The organism is Phenylobacterium parvum, from assembly GCF_003150835.1.
GTDB classification, from domain to species: Bacteria; Pseudomonadota; Alphaproteobacteria; order Caulobacterales; family Caulobacteraceae; genus Phenylobacterium; species Phenylobacterium parvum.
On the sequence record NZ_CP029479.1, the window covers coordinates 2,751,746 to 2,768,423 of the forward strand.

The 16,678-nt window shown below is 70.8% G+C and carries 21 protein-coding genes; 10 read left to right on the plus strand and 11 right to left on the minus strand.

What is annotated here, in order from left to right; genetic code table 11:
* Nucleotides 1-25 precede the first annotated feature (25 nt).
* Nucleotides 26-724 (plus strand): DNA polymerase III subunit epsilon, encoded by a 699-nt coding sequence (gene dnaQ, locus HYN04_RS12915; RefSeq protein ID WP_110451142.1) that lies wholly within the window; start codon nucleotides 26-28, stop codon nucleotides 722-724.
* Between the two features lie 10 nt (nucleotides 725-734).
* Here the strand turns inward: dnaQ and secB are convergent, their stop codons facing one another.
* A complete protein-coding gene (gene secB, locus HYN04_RS12920) occupies nucleotides 735-1,223 on the minus strand; it encodes a protein-export chaperone SecB (protein WP_110451143.1) in 489 nt (162 codons plus the stop codon).
* Nucleotides 1,224-1,392: 169 nt separating this feature from the next.
* On the opposite strand from secB, the gene timA reads away from it, so the two are divergent.
* Genes timA through HYN04_RS12935 form a run of 3 tightly spaced genes read left to right on the plus strand, consistent with a single transcriptional unit; the run spans nucleotide 1,393 to nucleotide 3,659 of the window.
* On the plus strand, nucleotides 1,393-2,013 hold the full coding sequence (gene timA, locus HYN04_RS12925) for a TIM44-related membrane protein TimA (RefSeq protein WP_110451144.1): 621 nt from the start codon (nucleotides 1,393-1,395) through the stop codon (nucleotides 2,011-2,013).
* Between the two features lie 3 nt (nucleotides 2,014-2,016).
* Complete coding sequence (locus tag HYN04_RS12930) at nucleotides 2,017-3,114, plus strand: MltA domain-containing protein (RefSeq protein WP_110451145.1); 1,098 nt, start codon at nucleotides 2,017-2,019, stop codon at nucleotides 3,112-3,114.
* Nucleotides 3,111-3,659, plus strand: coding sequence for a Smr/MutS family protein (locus tag HYN04_RS12935; protein ID WP_110451146.1), 549 nt, complete (start codon nucleotides 3,111-3,113; stop codon nucleotides 3,657-3,659). Before HYN04_RS12930 ends, HYN04_RS12935 begins: the two co-directional genes overlap by 4 nt.
* Here HYN04_RS12935 and HYN04_RS12940 read toward each other — a convergent pair.
* Genes HYN04_RS12940 through HYN04_RS12970 form a run of 7 tightly spaced genes read right to left on the minus strand, consistent with a single transcriptional unit; the run spans nucleotide 3,616 to nucleotide 8,907 of the window.
* Nucleotides 3,616-4,863 (minus strand): dicarboxylate/amino acid:cation symporter, encoded by a 1,248-nt coding sequence (locus tag HYN04_RS12940; protein WP_199285970.1) that lies wholly within the window; start codon nucleotides 4,861-4,863, stop codon nucleotides 3,616-3,618. The genes HYN04_RS12935 and HYN04_RS12940 overlap by 44 nt on opposite strands.
* A complete protein-coding gene (locus HYN04_RS12945) occupies nucleotides 4,860-5,195 on the minus strand; it encodes a phosphoribosyl-ATP diphosphatase (protein ID WP_110451148.1) in 336 nt (111 codons plus the stop codon). The genes HYN04_RS12940 and HYN04_RS12945 overlap by 4 nt, the downstream gene beginning before the upstream one ends.
* On the minus strand, nucleotides 5,192-5,965 hold the full coding sequence (gene hisF / locus HYN04_RS12950; protein WP_110451149.1) for an imidazole glycerol phosphate synthase subunit HisF: 774 nt from the start codon (nucleotides 5,963-5,965) through the stop codon (nucleotides 5,192-5,194). The genes HYN04_RS12945 and hisF overlap by 4 nt, the downstream gene beginning before the upstream one ends.
* A gap of 2 nt (nucleotides 5,966-5,967) precedes the next feature.
* Nucleotides 5,968-6,690: a 1-(5-phosphoribosyl)-5-[(5-phosphoribosylamino)methylideneamino]imidazole-4-carboxamide isomerase gene (hisA, locus tag HYN04_RS12955; RefSeq protein ID WP_241962633.1), complete on the minus strand. Its 723-nt coding sequence runs from the start codon at nucleotides 6,688-6,690 to the stop codon at nucleotides 5,968-5,970.
* Nucleotides 6,687-7,319: an imidazole glycerol phosphate synthase subunit HisH gene (gene hisH / locus HYN04_RS12960; RefSeq protein WP_110451151.1), complete on the minus strand. Its 633-nt coding sequence runs from the start codon at nucleotides 7,317-7,319 to the stop codon at nucleotides 6,687-6,689. Before hisH ends, hisA begins: the two co-directional genes overlap by 4 nt.
* 4 nt (nucleotides 7,320-7,323) lie before the next feature.
* Nucleotides 7,324-7,914, minus strand: coding sequence for an imidazoleglycerol-phosphate dehydratase HisB (gene hisB / locus HYN04_RS12965; RefSeq protein WP_110451152.1), 591 nt, complete (start codon nucleotides 7,912-7,914; stop codon nucleotides 7,324-7,326).
* Nucleotides 7,915-7,917: 3 nt separating this feature from the next.
* Entirely contained in the window at nucleotides 7,918-8,907 is a 990-nt protein-coding gene (locus HYN04_RS12970; RefSeq protein ID WP_110451153.1) for an adenosine kinase, read from the minus strand.
* An 86-nt stretch (nucleotides 8,908-8,993) separates the two neighbouring features.
* Here HYN04_RS12970 and HYN04_RS12975 point away from each other — a divergent pair, with 86 nt between their 5' ends.
* A complete protein-coding gene (locus HYN04_RS12975) occupies nucleotides 8,994-9,797 on the plus strand; it encodes a peptidylprolyl isomerase (protein ID WP_162599658.1) in 804 nt (267 codons plus the stop codon).
* Here HYN04_RS12975 and nth read toward each other — a convergent pair.
* Nucleotides 9,794-10,474, minus strand: a complete 681-nt coding sequence (gene nth, locus HYN04_RS12980) for an endonuclease III (RefSeq protein WP_110451155.1) — start codon at nucleotides 10,472-10,474, stop codon at nucleotides 9,794-9,796. The genes HYN04_RS12975 and nth overlap by 4 nt on opposite strands.
* Before the next feature lie 95 nt (nucleotides 10,475-10,569).
* Here nth and HYN04_RS12985 point away from each other — a divergent pair, with 95 nt between their 5' ends.
* From HYN04_RS12985 to HYN04_RS13005, 5 genes are all read left to right on the plus strand, one after another.
* Complete coding sequence (locus HYN04_RS12985) at nucleotides 10,570-11,712, plus strand: Acg family FMN-binding oxidoreductase (RefSeq protein ID WP_110451156.1); 1,143 nt, start codon at nucleotides 10,570-10,572, stop codon at nucleotides 11,710-11,712.
* 13 nt (nucleotides 11,713-11,725) lie between these two features.
* Entirely contained in the window at nucleotides 11,726-12,175 is a 450-nt protein-coding gene (locus HYN04_RS12990) for a MarR family winged helix-turn-helix transcriptional regulator (protein WP_110451157.1), read from the plus strand.
* Nucleotides 12,176-12,258: 83 nt separating this feature from the next.
* Nucleotides 12,259-12,714, plus strand: a complete 456-nt coding sequence (locus tag HYN04_RS12995) for a MarR family winged helix-turn-helix transcriptional regulator (protein ID WP_110451158.1) — start codon at nucleotides 12,259-12,261, stop codon at nucleotides 12,712-12,714.
* A gap of 42 nt (nucleotides 12,715-12,756) precedes the next feature.
* Nucleotides 12,757-13,239, plus strand: a complete 483-nt coding sequence (locus HYN04_RS13000; RefSeq protein WP_110451159.1) for a DUF2244 domain-containing protein — start codon at nucleotides 12,757-12,759, stop codon at nucleotides 13,237-13,239.
* The gene (locus tag HYN04_RS13005; protein ID WP_110451160.1) at nucleotides 13,236-14,003 is read left to right on the plus strand and encodes a HesA/MoeB/ThiF family protein; all 768 of its coding nucleotides are present in this window, start codon (nucleotides 13,236-13,238) and stop codon (nucleotides 14,001-14,003) included. The genes HYN04_RS13000 and HYN04_RS13005 overlap by 4 nt, the downstream gene beginning before the upstream one ends.
* Here HYN04_RS13005 and HYN04_RS13010 read toward each other — a convergent pair.
* Both HYN04_RS13010 and HYN04_RS13015 read right to left on the minus strand, forming a co-directional pair.
* Nucleotides 13,985-15,583: an AbgT family transporter gene (locus tag HYN04_RS13010; protein WP_162599659.1), complete on the minus strand. Its 1,599-nt coding sequence runs from the start codon at nucleotides 15,581-15,583 to the stop codon at nucleotides 13,985-13,987. The genes HYN04_RS13005 and HYN04_RS13010 overlap by 19 nt on opposite strands.
* Before the next feature lie 83 nt (nucleotides 15,584-15,666).
* Nucleotides 15,667-16,653 (minus strand): 2-hydroxyacid dehydrogenase, encoded by a 987-nt coding sequence (locus tag HYN04_RS13015; RefSeq protein WP_110451162.1) that lies wholly within the window; start codon nucleotides 16,651-16,653, stop codon nucleotides 15,667-15,669.
* Nucleotides 16,654-16,678: the final 25 nt, after the last annotated feature.

Sequence of the window (16,678 nt, forward strand, 5' to 3'; positions counted from 1 at the left end):
GGACGAAACAGGGCATTCCCGGACCATGGCGCGCGAAATCGTCCTCGACACAGAAACCACGGGGTTTGAGCCCCACCTGGGCCATCGGCTTGTCGAAATCGCCGCCCTGGAGATCGAGGACTTCCTGCCCACGGGGCGCAGCTTCCACGCCTATATCGACCCCGAGCGCGACATGCCGGTGGAGGCGGAGCGGGTCCACGGCCTGTCCGCCGCCTTCCTGAAGGGCAAGCCTCGCTTTGCGGACGCCGAGGTGGCGAACGCCTTCCTGGACTTCATCGGAGACGCTCCGGTCGTGGCGCACAACGCCGCCTTCGACCGCGCCTTCGTCAACTGGGAGTTGGGCCTGGCCGGCCTGCCCGATATTCCCGAGCCTCGCTGGGTGGACACCTTGGCCCTGGCGCGCCGCCGCTTCCCGGGGATGCAGAACTCCCTCGACGCCCTCTGCAAGCGGTTCAAGATCTCTTTGTCAGAGCGGGAGAAGCATGGCGCCCTCATCGACGCCCGCCTGCTCGCTTCAGTCTACCTGGAGTTGTGCGGGGGACGGGAGCGTGCGCTGGAACTGACTGTGGCTGTCTCGGCCGGGAGTTTCGATGCGGGCCCGCGCGGGCCCTATGGCGCGAGGCCCAGGCCACTTGCGGCGCGATCGACGGAGGCCGAACGGGCGGCCCATGCCGAATTCGTTCTGGGCGCCGTGAAGTCCGAACTCTGGAAGTCCTGGCTCTGAGGCGCAGACCTCAGGCCGTTCCCACCGCCTCGCCCATGCCTTCGGCCTCGGCCTTCCGGGCCATGTAGACCGCGCCGAAGTCGATCGGGTCGAGCATGAAGGGCGGGAACGACCCGTCCGCCGTCACATCGGCGATGATCCGGCGGGCAAAGGGGAAGAGGAATCGGGGGCATTCGATCAGCAGGACCGGCTCGAGGTTCTCGGCCGGCACGCCGTCAATGGCGAAAAGGCCGCCATAGACCAGCTCGACCATGAACACCGGGCCGTCCTCGCGCGCCGCGCGGGCCGACAGCTTCAGGTCGACTTCGAAGAGGCCGTCATCGCGGCCACGGGCGTTCATCTCCACGCCCATGTCGATCTGCGGCTGCGGCCCGCCGGACCGAAGGACGTCGGGCGCCCTGGGGTTCTCGAAGGAGAGATCCCGGACAAACTGGGCCAGGATGCGGATGCCAGGCTCCGGGGCGCCGGAGGCTTCGGGTTGGGAATCTGCGTCGGACATAAGGGGCTCCGTCTGGGCCTTGGGCCGCCCGGAGCGACCTGAAAACCGGTCGGGCTGGCTATCACGCGCCTGTTCTGCACGCAATCTCGGGCTCCGGCCCCTGACGGGCTGGGAAGAAGCCTCTATATGTAACGCTCCATCCACTGACTGAAGCGACCCGAAACCCGCCGTGCTCCAGCTCATCCTTCTCGCCGCCGTGGCCGCCGTGGCCCTTTTCCAGCTCTATGCCGTCCTGGGCCGGCGCATGGGCCGGCAGCCGGAGGACCGCGCCGTGCGGCCCGAACCGGCCGGGCCGCTCCGCCGTCCCGCTGTCCCCCTGACGACCGAGGCTCCCGCCACGGAAGAGGCCCCCGAAGGCTTGGCGGCGGTCCGCGCCCGGGACTCCGGCTTTGACGCCCAGGTCTTCCTGGCCAATGTCCGCAGCGCCTACCGCACGATCGTCACCGCTTACGCCGCTGGCGACCGCGAGGCCCTCGCCCCCCTCCTGGGGCCCGACGTCTTGAAGGCCTTCGAGGCCGGGATCGCCGAGCGTGAGGCGGCGGGCCGCCAGGAAAGCGTCGACATGCCCCACCCCCCGCGTTCGGACGTGGAGCATGCCGAGGTCGACGGCGACCTGGCCCGGATCAGTGTCCGCTTCCTGGGGGAACTCACCCAGACCCAGAAGGGGGGCGCCGAAGACGAACTCCGCGTCTTCGAACGGCGGACCGCAGAGGTCTGGACCTTCGAGAAGGATCTCACCGACCGAAACGCCGCCTGGCGTCTGGTCGGCGTCGACGTCGCCGAGGCCTGAAGCATGCGCCGGGCCGGCCCCGTCGCCCTGGCCGGGCTTCTGCTCCTGGCGGCCTGCGCCACCCCGCCGCGACCCTCGCCCGGCCCGCCGCCGTCTCGACCCCTTCCCGCACCGTCGCCCGCACCCGCCCCGCCGACGCCCCCTCCGGGTCCCAGCACGGAGGGTCTCCTGCCCCTGACCGCCCTTCCGGGCTGGGAGAAGGAGGATTTCGTGGCGGCCTTCGAGGCCTGGCGGGCGAATTGCCAGGTCCGCCGGACTCCCGTCACGGCGCGGATCTGCCGCGAGGCCATGGCGGTGGACCTCCTGGACGCCCAGTCCGCACGCACCTTCTTCGAGAGCCGGTTCCGGGCCCAACTCCTGCCCGGAGAAGGTGTCCTGACCGGCTATTTCGCCCCTGTCTATGACGCCCGCCGGCGCCCGGACGACGAGTTTTCCGCGCCCCTTCGTCCCCGACCCGCCGATCTCCCCCCCGAAGGCGGCGCGTACCCCGATCGCTCTGCGATCGAGTCCCGCCCGGCCTTGGACGCCCTCGCCTGGCTGAGGCCCGAGGACAAGTTCTTCCTGCAGATCCAGGGTTCGGGAACCCTCATCTTTCCCGAAGGCCCTCCCGCCAAGGCGGTCTTCGCCGGCACCAACAGCCAGCCCTTCTCCGGCGTCGCCAACGCCATGAGAGACCGCGGCCTCCTGGCGGCGGGCCAGACCTCCGCCGAAGGCATACGCGCCTGGCTCGCCGCCCACCGGGGCGCTGAGGCCGCCGAGATCATGGCCCTGAACCCACGGTACGTCTTCTTCCGCCTCACGCCGGATGACGGCCTGCCCCCCAAGGGGGCGGCGGGGGTTCCCCTGCCCGCAGGCCGGGCCATCGCCGTCGATCTTTCCCGCCACGTCGGCGGGGACGCCTACTGGATCGACGCCCACGGGCCCATCCTGTCGGGCGCCTTTCCGTCCTACCAGCGGCTAGTCACCGCCCTCGACACTGGCGGCGCCATCCGCGGCGACATACGGGCCGACCTCTATCTGGGCCAGGGCGCAGAGGCGGGCCTGGAGGCGGGCCGCATCCGGCATGTCCTCCGGCTATACCGGCTGGTCCCCCGACCATGAGGCGCCCCCTCCATCCCGAGGAGAACCGTCTCTGGGCCCAGGTGACGGCGACCGTCCACCCGCTCCCGGGCCGGGCCAGCCAGGATCCGGTTCCGCCGCCGCCCGACCTTCCTGTCCCCCCTCCAACCTCGGCCCGGACCCCGGCGCCGCCCTCACGCTCCGTCGCCGCGGCGCGCCCGGCGTCGACTTCCGCACCCAAGGCCTTGGAGCCCCTGAGGCGAAAGCGAATCTCGCGCGAGCGGGACCCGATCGGCGCCCACATCGACCTGCATGGCCTGACCCAGGACGCCGCCCGGGCGGCCCTGGAGCGGTTCGTCCTGGACTGCTGGCGCGACGGGATGCGCGCCGTCCTTGTCATCACGGGAAAGGGCCTGAGGGGCGACGGCGTCTTGCGACGCCTGACCCCCGAGTGGCTTGCGGCGCCGCATCTCCAGCCGGTCGTGGCGGGCGTGTCCGAGGCCCATCGCCGGCACGGCGGCGAGGGCGCCCTCTACATCGCCCTCAAGCGCCGGCCGCCCCCCGCCATCGGTTCGCCCAGGCTGTAACGCCCACATGCCCGGCCACGTTGCCGAGGGTGCGCGAGAAGTCCGGGAGGGTCTCCACCGCCAGCAGGAGGGGCAGCAGCTCCATCGGCAGTCCCATGCTCATGAAGATGGGCACGAGGGTCGTGAAGAAGGTCACGGAACTGGCGACGCCAACTGCGGCCAGGCTGACCAGGGCCGCCACCAGGATCCCTGAGACCACCTGGGCCGGCGCCAGGGGAACGCCATAGAGATGCGCCACGTAGAGGGCGACTGCGAGGTTCCCCGCGGGGCTCGTGATCCGGAAGAGGGCCACGCCCATGGGCAGGACCAGGCCGCTGACGCGCTCCGGAATCCCCAGCCGGCCACAGGCGGCCAGCATGACGGGCAGGCAGGCCAGGGAGGACTGGGTGGAGATCGCCATGGCGCCGACGGGGGTCATGGCCGCGGCCAGCTGGCCGGGCGGGGTCCGGCCCCCGAGGAGGGCGGCGCCCAGGCCCAGGGCTCCGGCCAGTAGGCACACCAGGGTGATCACGATCACATAGTGGCCCAGGAGCCCCACGGCGCCGATGCCCGTACGGGCGCCCACGGTAAGCGCCAGGAGGAAGACCCCGGCAGGCGCCAGGACGAGGACCCAGCGGACAATCACCATCATGGCCGCCTGGACACCGTCGAAGACCAGGACCAGGGCGTCCCGGCGGGCGCCGTCCAGGCGCGAGACGGCCAGGCCGAAGATCAGGGCGAAGACCACCAGGGAGGCCATGGCGCCGTCGGCCGCCGCCTTTACAGGGTTGGCCGGGATGAAGGCGCGGAGCCACTCGGCCAGGGGCGGGGTTTCGGGGATGCGGGCCGCGGCGCCTTCGGCCGTAGCACGGAGGGCCGCCGCCGCCTCGGCCGGGGCTGGCCAGGCGGAGAGGAGGGCTGGCGCGACCAGGGCCGCAAGGCTGGTTGAGGCCAGGAGAAGGAGGGCGAAGACCACCAGCGCGCGACCTGCAAGGCCTCCCCGGCCAGCGGTCTCCGCCGCCCGCGCCATCCCGGTGACGAGAAGGGCGAAGACCAGAGGGATGATGGTCATGCGCAGGGCGTCCAGCCAGACGCCCCCGATGGCTTCGGCCCCCGCGACCAGGCCCGCCTCGCCCGGCGCCTGCACGGCATGGAGGAGGGCGCCGGCGAGCAGGCCCGAGACCAGGCCGCCGAGGATCATTGTGGTGAGCGAAGGCGCCTTCACGGCGGCCCCGGCTTCCGTGAGGCCTTTTCGTCCAGCCCCGAAACCCCTTCCCGGGCCTCGAGCCGGGCCGCCACCTCTTCGGGCGAGACCCCGGCGGCGGCCAGCAGGACGAGCAGGTGGTAGAGGACGTCGGCCGCTTCCCCCGCCAGGCCGTCACGGTCGCCGGACACGGCGGCCACCACCGCCTCGACGGCTTCCTCGCCCAGCTTGCGCGCCGCCCGCGGCGGGCCGTCACTGAGGAGCCGCGCCGTCCAGGATGAGTCCGGGCTGGCTCCGCGGCGGGACTCGATCACCGCCTCCAGGCGGGAGATGGCCTCCCCAAGCCGGCTCACGCCGCAGGCTCCGGCGCCCTGACGGGAACGCCCGCCGTGGCCATGGCGGCCTTGACCTCGGAAATGGTGACGTCGCCGAAATGGAAGATGGAGGCGGCCAGGACGGCGTCGGCGCCCCCTTCGGTGACGGCTTCGACCATGTGCCGGGCCTCCCCTGCGCCCCCCGAGGCGATCACCGGAACCTTGACCGCGTTTGTCACGGCCCGCAACAGACCTAGGTCGTAGCCGCTGCGAACCCCGTCGCGGTCCATGGAGGTCAGGAGGATCTCGCCCGCCCCGCGCCGCACGACCTCCGCGGCCCAGTCGGCGGCGTCCAGGCCGGCATCGCGCCGCCCACCGTAGGTGAAGACCCGCCACCCGCCCTCAGGAACCGCTCGCGCGTCAATCGCCGCCACCACCGCCTGGGAGCCGAAGGCGTCGGCGCAACGGGAGATGAGGTCCGGATCTTCCACGGCGGCGGTGTTGACGCTGATCTTGTCGGCGCCCGCCAGCAGCAGGGCCCTGGCGTCGTCCACGGTCCGGATGCCACCGCCCACCGAAAGGGGCATGAAGCAGACGTCGGCCGTCCGGGCGACCACGTCGAGTATGGCGCCGCGTCCTTCGTGGCTGGCGGTGATGTCCAGGAACATCAGTTCGTCCGCGCCCGCTGCGTCGTAGGCCCGCGCCTGCTCCACCGGGTCCCCGGCGTCCCGCAGGGCGACGAAGTTGACACCCTTCACCACGCGCCCATCCTTCACGTCCAGGCAGGGAATGACGCGGACCTTCAGCATGGTCAGGCTGAGGCCGCCAGGGCGACGGCCGGGTCGATGGCGCCGTTGTAGAGGGCCCGGCCCAGGACCGCCCCGGCTACGGGTGTCCCGCGCCGCGCCTTGAGCCGGAGGATGTCCTCCACCGAGGCGAGCCCGCCGGCCGCGATGACGGGGATGGCGACTGCGTCGGCGATGGCCCCGAAGGCCTCGACATTGAAGCCCATCACCGTCCCGTCGCGGTCGATGTCGGTGATGATGAGGGCCCCTACGCCGGCGTCCTCGAACCGCTTCGCCACGGTCACGGCTTCGAGGTCGGTATTCTCGGTCCAGCCCTGGGTCGCCACCTTGCCGGCGCGGACATCCACGCTCACGGCGATCTGCTCGGGCCAGAGCCGGGACGCCTCGATCACCATTTCCGGATGGGTCACCGCCACTGTGCCGAGGATGACCCTGGACACGCCCGCCTCGATCCAGCGCTCGACGTCCTGGAGGCTGCGTACGCCCCCGCCCAGCTGGACCGGGGTGGAGACCGCACCGAGGATGGCCTCGACCGCATCGCCATTGACAGCCCGCCCCTCAACGGCGCCGTTGAGGTCGACCACGTGGATCCAGTGGAAACCGGCCCCCGCCCAGGTCCTCGCCTGGTTGGCGGGGGAGGTGTTGAAGACCGTGGCGGTGCCGAGGTCTCCGTGCAGGACCCGGACGCATTCGCCGTCCTTCAGGTCGATGGCCGGGTAGAGGATCACGGACGCCACTCCAGGAAGCGCGACAGCAGGGAGATTCCTGCAGACTGGGATTTTTCGGGATGAAACTGGACGCCGGCCATGTTGCCGCGCACGACGGCGGCGGGGAAGCGCCCGCCATGGTCGGCCTCGGCGGCCACGTCGGCCGTGTCGTCGGGCCAGAAGGCGAAGGAGTGGGTGAAGTACATCGGAGAGGCGCCGATCCCGGCGATCAGTCCGGGCCCATGTGGATCGATGAGGTCATTCCATCCCATGTGCGGGACCTTGGCCGAGGGATCCGTCGGCTGCAGGCGACGGACCTCTCCCGGAATCCAGCCGAGGCCGGGGGTCACGCCGAATTCAAGGCCCCGGGAGGCCATCAGCTGCATGCCGACGCAGATGCCCAGGAAGGGTCGGCCCCGCACCCGGACCGCCTCATCCAGGGCCTCGCCAAGGCCAGGACGGGCGTCGAGGGCGGCGCGGCAGGCGGCGAAGGCTCCCACGCCGGGCAGGACGATCCGGTCCGCGGCCAGGACCTCTTCCGGGGCGTGAGTCACGCGCACCTCGACCTGCCCTCCGGCCGCCCGGACGAGCGCCTTCTCGGCCGAGCGGAGGTTTCCCGACCCGTAGTCGATCAGGGCGAGACGGCTCATGCGGTCAGAGAGAGCCCTTGGTGGAGGGCGCCTGGCCGCCGGCCCGGGGGTCGATCTCTACCGCCTCCCTCAGGGCCCGGCCCAGGGCCTTGAAGCCGCTTTCCGCGATGTGGTGGGAATTGGCCCCGTAGAAGGTCTCCAGGTGCACACAGGCGCCGGCGTTCATGGCGAAGGCGTGGTGGAACTCCTTGAAGAGCTCGGTGTCCATGTCGCCGACCTTGGGGGTCGGGAAGGCCGTCCGCCAGACCAGGTAGGGGCGGTTGGAGAGGTCGATGGCGCAGCGGGTCAGGGTCTCGTCCATGGGAATGACAGCGAGCCCGAAGCGGCGGATCCCGCGGAAGTCACCGAGGGCCTGGCGGACCGCCTGTCCCAGGACGATGCCCACGTCCTCGACCGTGTGATGGAAATCGATGTGCAGGTCGCCGCTGGCCTGGACGTCGAGGTCCAGGGATCCGTGCCGGCCCAGGGAGTCCAGCATGTGGTCCAGAAAGCCGATGCCGGTGGCGATGCGGGTCTGGCCCGCGCCATCCAGGTCCACCTTCACGGAAATCTTCGTCTCGCGGGTCTCGCGAACCACCTCGGCCCTGCGCGTCATGGCCTAGAGTCCTTCCCGGCCCGCCAGTTCACGCAGGGAAACCTGCGGCCGCGGCCCATAGTGAGAGATCACCTCGGCCGCCGCCAGGGCGCCCAGGCGTCCGCAGACCTCCAGGGACCGCCCTTTGGCGAGACCGTACATCACACCGGCTGCGTATTGGTCGCCGGCGCCGGTCGTGTCCACGACTTTTTCCACGGGGACCGCCGGAATCGAGACCACCTCGCCGTCGCCGAGCAGGAGGGAGCCCTGCTCGCTCCGGGTCACGGCGGCCAGGCGGGTGCGGCTGCGCAGGCCATCGAGCGCCACGGCGAGGTCGTCGGTCTCGAACAGGGCCAGGGCCTCGGCCTCATTGGCGAAGAGCAGGTCCACCTGCGACCCGATGAAGCCCAGGAGGGCCGCCCGGTGGCGCTCGACCACGAAGCCGTCGGACAGGGTCAGGGCGATCATCCGGCCAGCGGCGCGGGCAAGGCCGGCGGCCTTGGCGAAGCCCCGCCGGGCCGGCTCGGCGTCGAACAGGTAGCCCTCGAGGTAGACGATCGACGCCTGTTCGATGACGGCCGGGTCAATGTCGTCGTCGGTGAACTCCACCGAGGCGCCGAGGAAGGTGCACATGGTGCGCTGGCCGTCCGGCGTGACATTCACCAGGCAGCGGGCGGTGGCGGGGCCGTCGTGGAGCGGCAGGCTGGGGAAATGGGCGCCGATGGCCCTCAGGTCGTGGGCGAAGACCTCGCCCAGCTGGTCATTGGCCACCTTGCCGAGGAAGGCGGTGCGGGCGCCGAGGCTCGCCAGTCCCGCCACCGTATTGGCCGCTGAGCCGCCGGAGGTCTCCACCCCGGGCGCCATCCGGGCGTACAGCTCGCGGCCGCGGGCCTCGTCCACCAGGGTCATGGCGCCCCGGGCCAGGCCCTCGCCCGCGATGAAGGCCTCGTCCGCCGGGGCGATGACGTCGACGATGGCGTTGCCGATGGCGGCGACGTCGAAGAGTTCGGTCATGGGGCTCCCCCGGGGCTGGCCAAGCGCGGTCCTGCTACAGGCAAAGCCGGTCTGGAGCAATGTGGCGGCCCATGGCATCACAAGGCATGAAACGATCGCGCCGCCGCCGCCTCGCCGGGCTCGCCGCCCTTGTCCTGGCCTTCGCGGGCGGCCCGGCGGCGGCCAGGGACTGGCTTCCCCTTCCCGAGGACCGCCTGCTGGTGATCGACACCAGCCGTGGTCGACTGGTCATCGCCCTGCAGCCGGAGTTTGCGCCCCAGGCCGTGGAGCGCGTGCTGCGGCTTTCGCGGGAGGGTGTCTATGACGGCCTCCAGTTCCACAGGGTGATCCCGGGCTTCGTCGCCCAGACGGGAAACCCGAACAACCGCGATGGCGGGGTCTCCAGCCACCCGGACCTACCCCCCGAGTTCACCTTCCGGACGTCTGGCCAGGGCTTCGCCGCGGCGCGCCGGGCGGCTGAGGGCTCGGAAGGGTTCCTGGGTCCCAACCCTGTCGTCCTTGACGGTCGCGGACGGGGCTGGGGCGCCTATTGCACCGGCGTGGTCGGCATGGGTCGCCAGGAGGGGATCCGGACCGCCAATTCCGAGATCTTCATCATGCTCGCACCGGCCCGCCGTCTTGACCACGACTACACCGTCTGGGGCCAGCTGGTTCAGGGGCTGGACGTCCTTGGGGCCATCGCCCCTGGCGAGCCCCCCGCGACGCCGGACCGGATGGTTCGGGTGCGTCCGGCCCAGGACCTTCCCCCTGCCGAGCGTCCGAGGCTGGAGATGATGGATCCCACAGGGCCGGCCTTCACCCGCCGCCTCGCCGAGGCGCGCCGCGACAGGGGCGCGGACCTTGGTCTTTGCGACCTCTCCGTCCCCGTCCGCCCAAGGGCCGGGAGCTAGGAGGCCTTCTCCCTGGAAGCGCAGAGGTCGGCCACGGGGCATTCGCCGCACCTGGGCCGGCGGGCGATGCAGACGTAGCGCCCGTGCAGGATCAGCCAGTGGTGGGCCCGGGTCCGCCAGGGGTCCGGGATGACGGCCATCAGTTCATGCTCGACCTGGTCCGGGGTCCGGCCGCGGGCCAGGCCCAGGCGATGGGCCACCCGGTAGACATGGGTATCCACGGCGATGGCCGGCTCCACGCCCAGTTCGTTCAGGACGACGCTGGCGGTCTTGCGGCCCACGCCTGGCAGGGCCTGCAGGGCCTCGCGGTTCAGGGGGACCTCGCCTCCATAGGTCTCCACCAGGATCTTCGCTGCGGCGACCAGATTCTTCGCCTTGGTGCGGAAGAGGCCGATGGAGGCGATGTACGGGATGACGCCTTCTTCCCCCAGGGAAAGCATCTTCTTCGGGCTGTCTGCGACGGCGAAGAGCCGGGCCGTCGCCTTGTTCACGGAAACGTCCGTGGCCTGGGCCGAAAGGGCGACCGCGGCCAGCAGGGTATAGGGCGAGTCGTAGTCGAGCTCGGTGCGGGGGTCGGATTCGGCGGCCTCGAACCGTTCGAAGAGGGCCTGGATCCGGGCGCGCTCGGCGGGCGACTTCCGGGGTGTTGATCGGCGCTTTGCGGGGGTCTTTGGCATCCCCGATCATCCCCGGCCGCCAGGGGAACGGCAAGGGCTTGCCATTTGCTTAGGTCTAAGCGATATAGTTCAGGTCTAAGCAGGAACGACCGCCCATGCCTACCCGCCGCCATATCCTCGAACTTTTCGCCATGGCCCCCCTCCTCGCCTCTGCGGGCTGCGCCGGTGCGACCGTGACGCCCGACCCCTACGCCGCCTGGCGCCAGCCCGGCCAGGGCGAGTCCGATCCCCGGCGCTTCGTGCTGGCCCACGGCCTCCTGGCGCCCAACCCCCACAACCGCCAACCTTGGCTCGTGCGGATGGAGGGCGCGGACGCCATGTCGCTCTACGTGGACCGGACCCGACTCTTGCCGGCGACCGATCCCTTCAGCCGCCAGATCGTGGTGGGTTGCGGGGCCTTCCTGGAGCTGATCGCCCAGTCGGCCCCCCGCCTTGGCCTCGTGGCGGACATCCAGGCCTGGCCCCAGGGCGCCCCGGGGCCTGAACTCGATGACAGGCCCTTCGCCCGGGTGGTCCTGAAGCCGGAACCCGGGGTGACGGCGGGGCCCCTGTTCGACCAGATCGTCCGCCGCCGCACGGAAAAGGTTCCCTTCCTTCCCGACCGCCCCGCCGACGCCGCCGTCCAGGCGGTGCTCGCCGCTGCAGCCGGACCGGGGCTTGTCGCCGGTGAAACGCGCGAGTCCGGGCTCCGCGACTCCCTGGCCGACATCTGCTGGAAGGCCTGGGAGATCGAGTCTGGAACGCCCAGGACCCACATGGAATCGGTCCGCCTGATGCGGATCGGCAGGGCTGAGGTGGTTCGCAACCCCGATGGCATAGACCTTTCCGGGGGGATGATGGAGGTGCTGGCGCGGACCGGCGTGATGACGCGCGAGGCCTTGGCTGATCCAGATTCCTTCGCCAGTCGGAGCGGCATGGACATGTACCGCAAGATGGTCGAGGCGACGCCGGGCTTCCTCTGGATCCGCAGCGAGACCGGCGACCGCCTTGCCCAGCTCGCTGCAGGACACGCCTACGCCCGCGCCCAGCTGGCCGCCTCGGCCCAGGGCCTTGTCCTGCACCCCTGGAGCATGGCCCTGGAGGAGTTCGCCGAGATGGCCGGCCCCTATCAGCAGGTCCAGGCCCTGCTCGGCGCGCGCCCGGATGCGCCCGTCCAGATCCTGGCCAGGATGGGCGCAGTCCGCAAACTGTCCGATCCGTCTCCCCGCAGGAGGCTTGACGACCTGATCCTGTCGTGATGCGCGTTCGGGCATGGCTCCGCGCGACCCCGACCTGATCGCCTTCTTCACCGACATCTCGATCATCGAGCAGTTGGTGCGCACCCTCATGGAGCGGCGACTGCCGACGGGACTGTCCATGGCCGGCTTCGGCCTGATCAACCACATGGTGCGGACCGGGCAGGAGACCGCCTCGCCCGGCGCCCTGGCCCGCGCCCTCCAGGTCACACGCGGGGCGATCACCGGGGTCCTGCACAAGCTCACCGCCGAGGGCTTCGTGACCCTCGAGCCGGACCCCAGGGACGGACGGGGCAAGAAGGTCCGCCTGACCCCACAGGGCCTTGCCGTGCGAGAGGCGGCCCTTGCCGGGATGGCGCCGCTGGTGGCCGAGTTCGAGGCCCGGATGGATCTCGACGCCATCCGACGCGCCCATCCCGTCCTACGCAGCATCCGCGAGGACCTCGACCACCGCCGCGAGAGCTGAGGTCCTTGCCGGTTGCCGCCGCGCCGCAATCCGGCTAACAGCACCCCCGACGCCCTGTCGGTGGCGCCCCTGAGCCCGCTCGGATGACCACGCCTTCCAGGCATCCCGTCGCCTTCGACTTCTTCCTCGAGATCGCCGTAATCGACCAGCTGGTGGGTACGGAGATGGAGCGCGTCCTGCCGGACGGCGTCACCATGGCCAGCTTCGGCCTGCTCAATCACCTGGTCAGCCGCGGCGGCTCGGAGTCCCCGGCCCGCCTCGCCCAGGCGCTCCAGGTCACCAAGGGCGCCATCACCGCCCTGCTCAAGCGGCTCGAGGCTCGCGGCCTGGTCGCCCTCTCGCCCGACCCCTCGGATGGCCGCGGTAAGGTTGTCGCCCTCACCGAGTCGGGGCGCCGCAGCCGGGAGGCCGCCATCGCCGCCCTGGACCCCCTGCTCGAGACCTTCCTGGCGGCCTTCCCCGAGCCCGACCTCGCCGGCGCCCTGCCCCTCCTGCGGCGGGTTCGCCTGGACCTGAACCGGCGACGCTACGGAGGCTGACGGTCTTCCCCGCCGGCCTCTCTCAGGATAGTGCTTTGCGCGATGAACGATCTTGAGATCCTGAATGTCGAGATCCGTCCGCACCGGTCCCTGTCGGACCGGGGCTTCATCATCCTCATTTCGATCATCACCTTCATCAATTGCGTCACCGCAGCGGTCTTCCTGGCCATGGGCGCGACCCTGGTGCCGATTTTCCTGGGCCTCGATGTCCTGGCCATCGTGGTCGCCTTCGCCGTCAGCTTCTCTTCGGCCCGCCGGATCGAGCGGGTGGTGGTCACAGAAAGCCGCGTCCGGCTGATCGAGGAGACGCCGCATCGCCGGGTCCTGGTGTGGGAAGGCCCCACCGCCTTCACCCGCCTGTCCTCCGAGGCCGAGGATGACCGTGTCATCGACCTGAGGCTAGCGGTCTCGGGACGCGAAGCCTCGGTCGGCAAGGCTCTCGGCCCGGACGCCCGGGCCGAACTGATGCGAACCCTCGACGCCGCCCTCCAGAAGGCCCGCCGCCCCCGGAATCTGGCCTGGTGACAGGCCTCACCCCCTTCAGCGACGACGAGGTCGAACGCTACGCCCGCCATCTCGTCCTGCGTGAGATCGGCGGGCCCGGCCAGCAGAAACTCAGGTCAGCCCGGGTCCTGATGATCGGCATGGGTGGTCTCGGAGCCCCCGCCGGCCTCTACCTCGCCGCGGCCGGGATCGGCGGCCTGGTGATCGTGGACCCGGACCGGGTGGAGCTGTCGAACCTGCAACGGCAGGTCCTGTTCACTTCCTCCGACCGCGGCCGGTCGAAGGTCGACGCCGGACTTCGTCGCCTGACCGACCTGAACCCCCATGTCGAGACCCAGGCCCTGCAGCTGTGCGTCGACGAGGGCAACGCCGCCACCCTGGTCGAGGGCTTCGACCTGGTCCTCGACGGCACGGACGACTTCGCCACCCGTCTGGCGGTCAGCGACGCCTGCGTGGCCCACGGGGTCCCGCTGGTCTCCGGCGCGATCGGCCGGTGGACAGGCCAGGTGGGGATCTTCCCGGGCCGCCCCTGCTATCGCTGCCTGGTTCCCGAGGTCCCGCCCGACGCCGAGACCTGCCAGGCCGTGGGGGTGGTGGGCGCCCTGGCCGGCGTGATCGGCTCGATGATGGCCCTGGAGGCCGTGAAATGGATCACCGGTGCGGGCGAGGACCTGACGGGCCGGCTTCTGGTCTATGACGCCCTGGCTGCCGTTACCCGGACGGTCCGCGTCGCCGCTGACCCCCTTTGTCCGGCCTGCGGGGCGACTTACCCCGGCGGGACGTAGCGCACCCCTGCGCCGGGCCCGAGAGGCCAGTCGAAGACCACCCACAGCCCCGTCATCAGCGCGCCCGCCGCCATGAAGGCCAGGGCGTAGGGCAGCATCAGGGCGAGGAGCGAGCCGACCCCCACAGAGGGATCCCACCGCCGGCAGAAGCCGAGGATCAGGGGGAAGTAGCTCATCAGGGGCGTCATGATGTTGGTGAAGCTGTCGCCCATGCGGTAGGCGGCGGTGGTCATCTCCGGGCTGATGCCCAGCAGCATGAACATGGGCACCACGACTGGCGCCAGGGCGCTCCACTTGGCGCTGGCCGAGCCGATGAAGAGGTCAAGGCCCGAGGAGAAGCCGAGCACGCCCAGAAGGAGGGCGGGCGCCGGCAGGTTGAGGGTTTCCAGGACGTGGGCGCCATTGATCGCCGCGATGGGCCCCAGGCGTGACCAGTTGAACATGGCCACGAAGTGGGCGGCGAAGAAGGCGAAGACGAGATAGGGGGCGAGGGCGCGCACCCCCTCGCCCATCATGGCGAAGACCTCGCGGTGGGACCGGATGGTCCCCGCCCCGCTTCCGAAGGCGACGCCCACGGCGAGGAAGAGGACGAAGAACCCGGCGACCAGGGCGGAGTAGAAGGGCTGAAGGGCCGCCGTCCCGGCCTTGGTCTCGTCTATGAGGGGGGTGTAGCCCGGCCACAGGGCGAGGGCGGCGAAGCCCGCGGCGACGGCCAGGGCGGCAAGGCCCGCCCGGCGAAGGCCCCGGCGCTCGTCCGCGGTTGGCGCCGACCGTGCGAGCTCCTCGCGGAGCTCTGCGTCGCCGCCGCCGCCCCACGGCCCCAGGCGCGGCTCGATGATGCGGTCCGTGACGAACCAGATAAGGGGGGTGAAGACCGCCACGATGGCAAGGATGAACCACCAGTTCCCAAGCGGGTTCATCGTCCAGGCGGGATCGATGATGCGCGCCGCCTCCTGGGTGAAGCCGAACAGCAGGACGTCCATCTGCCCGGGCGTGATGTTGCCGGCATATCCGCCGGACACGGCGGCGAAGGCCGCGGCAAGGCCCGCCAGGGGGTGGCGTCCGACGGCGGCGTAGAGCAGGGCGGCCAGGGGAATGAAGACGAGGTAGGCGGCATCCGAGGCATGGTGCGACACCATTCCGACGACGGCCACCAGGGGGGTGAGCCAGCGCCGGTCAGCCCCGCGGAGGCTGGCGCGGATCAGGGCGCTGAAGAAGCCCGACCGCTCGGCCACCGCCGCGCCGTACATGACGGTCAGGACCAGCCCCAGCGGGGCGAAGCCGGTCAGGGTCTTGGCGGTCTCCGTGAAGAGCCGGGCGAGATTGTCCTCGGACAGCAGGCTTTCGGCCCGGAAGACCAGGCGCCCGCCCTCCAGTTCACCCCAGGCGGGCGGCGCCTCACCCCGGAAGAGCAGGGACGCCGACCAGCCGAGGGCGGCTCCGATCCCGGAGAGGACGATCAGGAACCCGATCATCCAGACGAAGATCATCACCGGGTCCGGCAGGCGGTTGCCGATGCGTTCGACAAGGTCGAGCAGGGTGCGCCGCGGCGCAGGCGGAAGGGCGTCTGGGGCGGCCACGGTGGTCTCCGGTCCTTCGGGTCTGGCGGGCCTGCGCCCGGCAAGCACTTAAGCGCGCCGGCGGCCGGTTCAACCCGCCGGACTCAGAGCATGGACGGAAGCACCCGGTCCGGCGGCCGGTGGCCGTCCATCCAGGTCCGGATGTTAATGATCACCTTCTCGCCCATCTCGGTGCGGGCCTCCACGGTGGCCGAACCGAGGTGCGGCAGGAGCACGGCGTTGGGCAGGCCCAGGAGCTTGGGGTTCACCTGGGGCTCGAACTCGAAGACGTCCAGCCCGGCGCCGGCGATCCCGCGGGCGGCCAGGAGGTCTGCCAGCGCGGATTCGTCGATGATCTCTCCCCGGGCGGTGTTCACCAGGATGGCGTGGGGCGGCATCAGCTTCAGCCGCCGGGCGGAAAGGAGATGGTAGGTCGCCGGCGTGTGCGGGCAGTTGACGGAGATGATGTCCATCCGGGCCAGCATCTGGTCGAGGCTTTCCCAGTAGGTGGCCTCGAGTTCCTCGGCGATCCGCGGGCTGACCGGCGTGCGGTTGTGGTAGTGGATCTGCATGCCGAAGGCCCGGGCCCGGCGGGCCACCGCCTGTCCTATCCGGCCCATGCCGATGATCCCCAGCCGCTTGCCCGACAGTCGCCGTCCCATCATCCAGGTCGGCGCCCAGCCCTTGAATTCCCCGGCCTCGATGGACCTCGCGCCTTCGACGATCCGCCGCGAGACAGCCATCATCAGGGCCAGGGTCAGGTCGGCGGTGTCTTCAGTCAGCACGCCAGGGGTGTTGGTCACGGTCACGCCGCACCCCGCGGCGGCGGCCACGTCGATATGGTCAACCCCGGCGCCAAAGTTGGCGATCAGTTTCAGGCGCTCGCCGCCAGCCTCGATCACGCCTGCGTCGATGCGGTCGGTGATGGTCGGCGCCAGGACGTCGCAGCGCCCTGCGGCGTCGACCAGGGCCTCGCGGGTCATGGGTTCGTCGGAAAGGTTCAGCTCGGTGTCGAACAGCTCGCGCAGGCGGGTTTCGACCGCGTCCGGAAGCCGGCGCGTCACGATCACTTTCGGCTTTCGCGTCGGCATCGGCGGGAGGGCTCCGAAATTCAGC